Genomic DNA, 6,439 nt, shown 5'->3' with positions numbered 1-6,439 from the left:
CCTTATTGAAAAGCCTGGCGGATAAGCGGCCGGGCTGGGGCATTGGAGGCCTCTCCTTGAAAAGAGAGGCGCAGAAGAACCTGAGAAGCGCGGCAAAAGACACCGAAACGGGGCACATCGCGTGTCACCTACACTTAATTACCTGAGGCACCCGATGTGCCCCGGCCGACCCTGCCGTACTAAAAGCCGGCAGACATTGCAGATGAGACAAACCACGGGCGAAAACCGTGCCGCGTGAACGCGAAGGTGTGCCTGATCGAAACCGCAGCAGAAATCTGTATGGCGTCCCTTATGCCATTTGCTATAGACAGAAACCTCAACGATGCCCACGATCAACAGGGAATGTCTTATGGCGAAAATCGTAAATGTCGCGATCCAGATGGATCATGTTTCAGGCATCAATATTGCTGGCGACAGCACGTTCGCGATGAGTCTTGAGGCGCAGGCGCGCGGCTATAAGCTCTTCCATTACACGCCAAACCAGCTGTCTTTGCGCGACGGCAAGGTGATCGCCACCGTCGAGCCGATGACGCTGCGCGACGTCAAGGGCGACCACTACACGCTGGGAGAGGCCGAGCGCATCGACCTGTCGAGCATGGACGTGGTCCTGCTGCGCCAGGATCCGCCCTTCGACATGGCCTATATCACCTCGACGCATCTGCTGGAGCGCATCCACCCGAAAACGCTGGTGGTCAACGATCCCGCCTGGGTGCGCAATTCGCCGGAAAAGATCTTCGTCACCGAATTTCCCGACCTGATGCCGAAGACGCTGATCACCCGCGATCCCGCCGAAATTGCCAGTTTCCGCGCCGAAATGGGCGATATCATCTTAAAGCCGCTCTATGGCAATGGCGGCGCCGGCGTTTTCCATTCGACCCGCGATGACCGCAACATGTCGTCGCTGCTCGAAATGTTCGGCCAGATGTTCCGCGAACCCTTCATCGCCCAGGAATATTTGCCCGCCGTCCGCAAGGGCGACAAGCGCATCATTCTGGTCGATGGCGAGCCTGTCGGCGCGATCAACCGGGTGCCGGCCGAACACGACGCCCGCTCCAACATGCATGCCGGCGGCACGCCGATGCCGACGGATCTGACGGTGCGCGAAAAGGAAATCTGCGCCCGCATCGGACCGGCGCTGCGCGAGCGCGGCTTCCTGCTCGTCGGTATCGATGTGATCGGCGACGTGATGACCGAAATCAACGTCACCTCCCCCACCGGCATCCGCGAAGTCAAGAAATTCGGCGGCGCCGATATCGCAGCCCTGTTATGGGAAGCGATCGAGCGCAAGCGCAGTTGATGACAGCCCGAGCAAAGCTTTCCGCACGCCGGGGCAGCCAGCCATCCCGGCAGGCTGGCACAACCTGAATTTACCTCCATCCGTTCACGGTTGTTCTCCTTCGTTCCATTTTTACAACCTACCACAACTCTTCCGTTTGTGAAGAGTGAATCTGTTCGATAATTGTTCTTGTTTTATTCCTTTTTCCGTGTAAGTTTTGAAGCCACAACCGGTTGAGGTTGCATTGGCGGGTTGTCGGCCTGCCGCGCGGCAAGAGGGACAATCATGGTCGCACGTGTCAGTACGGTTGCATTTCAGGGCATAGAAGGCGTACCCGTCGATGTTCAGGTGATGGTCGCACCGGGAAAGATCGGCATGCAGATCGTTGGCCTTCCCGACAAGGCTGTCGCTGAGAGCCGCGAGCGGGTTCAGGCTGCGCTGCATGCCTCCGGCCTGTCGCTTCCCGCCAAGAAGGTGACCATCAATCTTGCCCCGGCCGATCTGCCCAAGGAGGGTTCGCATTTCGACCTGCCGATTGCGCTCGGCCTGATGGCGGTGCTCGGTGCCATTCCCGGCGATGCGCTGGATGGCTATGTGGTGATCGGCGAACTCAATCTCGACGGCACGATTGCAGCCGTTGCCGGGGCTCTCCCCGCCGCCATGGGCGCCAATGCCGTCGGCAAGGGCCTGATCTGCCCTTCAGAGAGCGGCGCGGAAGCGGCCTGGGCGGGGTCCGAGATCGATATTCTGGCGCCGCGCAGCCTGATTGCGCTTGCCAATCATTTTCGCGGCACGCAGGTTTTGTCGCGTCCGGAACCGGCGGTGCGCGCCAGCGCTGCCAATATGCCCGATCTCGCCGATATCAAGGGCCAGGAAAGCGCCAAGCGGGCGCTGGAAGTGGCGGCAGCGGGAAACCACAACCTGTTGATGGTCGGCCCGCCCGGCTCCGGCAAGTCGATGCTGGCGGCCCGCCTGCCCTCGATCCTGCCGCCCCTGTCGCCGCCCGAACTGCTTGAGGTCTCGATGATCCACTCGATCGCCGGACAATTGGCAGGCGGCAAGCTGTCGGACCGGCGGCCGTTCCGCACGCCGCATCACTCCGCCACCATGGCTGCGATGGTCGGCGGCGGCCTGCGGGCCAAGCCCGGCGAGGCGTCGCTCGCGCATCATGGCGTGCTGTTTCTGGACGAATTCCCCGAATTTACCCCGCAGGTGCTCGATGCGCTGCGCCAGCCGCTGGAGACAGCCGAGTGCATCATTGCGCGTGCCAATCACCGCGTCACCTATCCCGCCGCGATCCAGCTGGTTGCCGCGATGAACCCCTGCCGCTGCGGCATGGCCGGCGAGCCCGGCCATAGCTGTGCTAGGGGTCCGCGCTGCCTGTCCGATTATCAGGGCCGCATTTCCGGGCCGCTGATGGACCGGATCGACATCCGCATCGACGTGCCCTCCGTCACCGCCGCCGATCTGATCCGCCCTGCCCCCGCCGAGCCCTCCAGCGTCGTTGCCCGGCGGGTGGCGCGCGCCCGCGAGATCCAGATGGACCGCTTCATCGCCTTCGGCATGCCGCACATTCTCTCCAATGCCCGCTGCTCCACATCGATGATCGAAACAATGGCCGAACCCGATGCCGGCGGGCTGCAATTGCTGCGGGATGCCGCTGAAAAGATGAAGTTTTCCGCGCGCGGTTATCACCGGGTGCTGAAGGTCGCCCGCACGCTGGCCGATCGCGATGAAAAGATTACGGTCGGGCGCATTCATCTGGCCGAAGCGATCTCCTACCGGATCGCTGGCGAGCGGCTGACGGCAGCGGCATGAGATTGTCCCGGCGACGCCGGGCACGCTGTCAGTTTAGGGCAAGCACCTCAATGAAGGTGCTGCCGGTTCTTTGAAAGAGAATATCGATAGCTGAGCGGTTTGATTGCCCGGTTTGGCAGATTCCCTTCTGCACTCGTGGCAGCCGGATTGTTTTTTCCCGAGCACCCAATGGAAATGGCAGCAAGGATGCGCGAGTGAGGATGGCGCCGCTTGGATTGCGGGCCACCCTCTTTGAGACTTGTTTAACCGCCAAGACCTTCGAACAGCGCTGTCGACAGATAGCGTTCGGCAAAGGACGGAATGATCACGACGATGGTCTTGCCTTCGTTTTCCGGGCGCTGGCCGATCGTGATCGCAGCTTTCAGAGCGGCACCGGACGAAATCCCGACGGGGACACCTTCTAGGCGCGCCACGTGGCGGGCGGTCTCGATCGCCTCAGGGCTCGAAACGGTGATGATCTCGTCATAAATTTTCGTATCGAGAATGGCGGGCGCAAAGCCGGCGCCAATGCCCTGGATCTTGTGCGGGCCGGGGGCGCCGCCGGAGAGCACAGGCGATTCGGCCGGCTCGACGGCGATCACCTTGATCGACGGTTTCTTGCCTTTCAGCACCTGGCCCGCGCCGGTGATCGTGCCGCCGGTGCCAATGCCGGAAACGAGGATATCGACGCTGCCGTCGGTGTCGTTCCAGATTTCCTCGGCCGTCGTCTTGCGATGGATTTCCGGATTGGCCGGGTTTTCGAACTGCTGCGGAATGATCGCGTCCGGCAGCGATGCGGCCAGCTCTTCGGCCTTGGCAATCGCGCCCTTCATGCCCTTGGGGCCTTCGGTCAGCACCAGTTCGGCGCCGAGCAGCGCCAGCATCTTGCGGCGCTCGATCGACATGGTCTCCGGCATGGTGAGGATGAGCTTGTAACCCTTGGCGGCGGCGGCAAAGGCGAGTGCGATGCCGGTATTGCCCGAGGTCGGCTCGATCAGCGTCGTCTTGCCGGGGGTGATCTTGCCCTGGGCTTCCAGCGCTTCGATCATCGCCACGCCAATACGGTCCTTGACGGAAGCAATCGGATTAAAGAATTCGAGCTTGGCCAGAAGGTTGGCCTTGACGCCGTTTTCCTTGGCCAGCTTGTCGAGCCGCACGATCGGCGTATCGCCAATGGTCTCGGTGATCGAAGCATAGACGCGGCCGCGGCCGGGCTTGCGCTGTTCTGACATGGTGCTCTCCCTTTTTTCATCAGTTGCGGGGAGAATAGGGGCAAAGCCGCTGGCTTGCCAGAGTGTCATTCGCCAGCACGTTGTACCGGTTGGAAAAAACGATCTCGGAACCGGCAGTTACGGAACGATTTTTTCAGGCGGCGCGGGTGGCGATGTAGGCGGCCGTCGTTGCGATGATCCCGGCGGCAATCCTGTTCAACGACTTCAATGCCCGTGGCTGCTTGAGAAGCAGCCGTGCCCGCGACGCGAGCAGAATATAGGGGATGAGCACCGCCATCAGCACGGTAAAGGTCGCTATCAGAAGAACGGCATAGTCGTTGAGGCCGATCTGGTGAACGTCAATCAAGGTCGGCACCAGCGCCACGTAGAACAGCATGGTCTTCGGATTGCCAAACGTCACCAAAAGGCCGGACAGGAAGGACATGCCCATGCTGGTGCTTTTCTTGGCCTGGATATCCTGTGGCAAAAGCCCGGCGGTCCAAAGCTTGTAGGCGATATAAACCAGATAGAGCGCGCCAAGGATCTTGATGATCATGAAGGTGGTGGTGAAGGTCTGCGCAACCAGTGCCAGCCCGAGGATTACTGCGGTCAGATAGACGATATCGCCAAGCACGAGGCCAAGCCCCATGAAAAAAGTTTCGCGGAAGCCGGAGCCCAAAGCCCGCGCCACGATCGCGGTCATGCCGGGCCCGGGGATCGCGGCGGCAATGAACAGCGCGGTACAATAAGCAAAAAGCGTGGCGAGGCTCATTCCCGGCTCCGTTGATAGGCAAGCGCGATATCTAACCGTTTTTGTCCAGGCGGGCAATTCGTACGGCATTGATCCAGGTGACAGTTCCCGCTAATGCAACATCTCGTCACGGACCGGGATTTCCGCCCGCCAGCGTTTCAGGGGAGACGTCCTTCATGCCCGCAGCAGCCAGCCTTGCAGCCTTCGCCCTTGTTGCGCTCGGCATGGTGCTGACGCCAGGCCCGAACATGATCTACCTGATTTCGCGCTCGCTCTGTCAGGGGCCGATGGCGGGGCTGACCTCGCTCATCGGGGTCGCGCTCGGCTTTCTCGTCTATATGCTGTCGGCGGCTTTCGGCATCACCGCGCTGCTGCTGGCCGTGCCTTATGCCTATGATGCGCTGCGGATCGGCGGCGCGCTCTATCTGCTTTATCTCGCCTGGCAGGCGGTGCGTCCCGGCGGGCGATCGGCGTTTGAGATGCGAAACCTGGCAAAGGACCCGCCGCGGCGCCTGTTCCTCATGGGCTTTGCGACCAGCCTGCTCAATCCGAAGATTGCCGTTCTCTATCTTTCGCTGCTGCCGCAGTTCATCGATCCGGCGCTCGGGCACATCTTTTTTCAGTCCATCGTCTTCGGAACGATCCAGATTGTCACCAGCGTCACCGTCAACGCCCTGTTCGTGCTGACCGTAGGCTCGATCGCAGCCTTTCTTGCCGGGCGTCCGGCCTGGCTTTCAGTGCAACGCTGGCTGATGGGCGGCGTGCTCGGCGCGCTTGCGGTGCGCATGGCGATGGACAGCCGGCGCTGACCACATCCCTTTTTGGACACCACAACAGAGCATAGCCATGACCACAGCACTTCTCATCATCGATGTTCAAAACGCCGTTCTCGACGGCGAAGGCACGCCGGAACGCCAGCCGGCCATCAATGCCGCCTTCACCGAAACCATTGGCCGTCTGCAATCGGTCCAGGCCCGTGCCCGCGCCGCGCATATTCCGGTTATTCTGGTGCAGCATGACGGCGGGCCTGGCAATCCGCTGGCGCGCTCTTCCAACGGCTGGGGCCTGCGCCACGAGATCGCGCCTGTCCTTGGCGAGACGGTCATTCACAAGACCAGCTGCGACAGCTTTTTCCAGACGAACCTTGGCGAGGTGCTTGCGAAACTTGCGATCACCCATCTCGTCATCGGCGGCTGTCAGACGCAATTCTGTGTCGATACGGCCGTACGCCGCGCGGTTTCGCTGGGCTATGATGTCACTCTTCTATCCGACGGCCACACGACCGGCGACATGGGCGAACTGACCTTTGCGCAGATCGTAGCCCACCACAACCACATGCTTGGCGGCTTCCATGCCGGAGCGCACGCGGTCGAGCTTCGCCGCGCGGGCGAAATCACGTTCTAG

Annotated in this window: 6 protein-coding genes; 4 read left to right on the top strand and 2 right to left on the bottom strand. The window is 61.4% G+C overall.

Going from position 1 to position 6,439, the window contains the following annotated elements; genetic code table 11:
* The first annotated feature begins 349 nt into the window (after positions 1-349).
* The gene (gene gshB / locus ASD32_RS10950; protein WP_060638045.1) at positions 350-1,297 is read left to right on the top strand and encodes a glutathione synthase; all 948 of its coding nucleotides are present in this window, start codon (positions 350-352) and stop codon (positions 1,295-1,297) included.
* Positions 1,298-1,561: 264 nt separating this feature from the next.
* On the top strand, positions 1,562-3,094 hold the full coding sequence (locus tag ASD32_RS10945; RefSeq protein ID WP_060638044.1) for a YifB family Mg chelatase-like AAA ATPase: 1,533 nt from the start codon (positions 1,562-1,564) through the stop codon (positions 3,092-3,094).
* Positions 3,095-3,336: 242 nt separating this feature from the next.
* On the opposite strand, the gene cysK is transcribed toward ASD32_RS10945, so the two are convergent.
* Together cysK and ASD32_RS10935 are read right to left on the bottom strand one after the other, a co-directional pair.
* On the bottom strand, positions 3,337-4,305 hold the full coding sequence (gene cysK / locus ASD32_RS10940) for a cysteine synthase A (protein WP_060638043.1): 969 nt from the start codon (positions 4,303-4,305) through the stop codon (positions 3,337-3,339).
* Between the two features lie 133 nt (positions 4,306-4,438).
* Positions 4,439-5,056, bottom strand: a complete 618-nt coding sequence (locus ASD32_RS10935) for a LysE family translocator (protein ID WP_060638042.1) — start codon at positions 5,054-5,056, stop codon at positions 4,439-4,441.
* A 155-nt stretch (positions 5,057-5,211) separates the two neighbouring features.
* On the opposite strand from ASD32_RS10935, the gene ASD32_RS10930 reads away from it, so the two are divergent.
* Both ASD32_RS10930 and ASD32_RS10925 read left to right on the top strand, forming a co-directional pair.
* Positions 5,212-5,844, top strand: a complete 633-nt coding sequence (locus ASD32_RS10930) for a LysE family translocator (RefSeq protein ID WP_060638041.1) — start codon at positions 5,212-5,214, stop codon at positions 5,842-5,844.
* A 37-nt stretch (positions 5,845-5,881) separates the two neighbouring features.
* On the top strand, positions 5,882-6,439 hold the full coding sequence (locus ASD32_RS10925; RefSeq protein WP_060638040.1) for a cysteine hydrolase family protein: 558 nt from the start codon (positions 5,882-5,884) through the stop codon (positions 6,437-6,439).

It is taken from the genome of Rhizobium sp. Root483D2, assembly GCF_001426685.1.
In the GTDB taxonomy this organism is placed as follows: domain Bacteria; phylum Pseudomonadota; class Alphaproteobacteria; order Rhizobiales; family Rhizobiaceae; genus Pararhizobium; species Pararhizobium qamdonense.
This window is presented reverse-complemented; position numbering and strand designations above follow the sequence as displayed.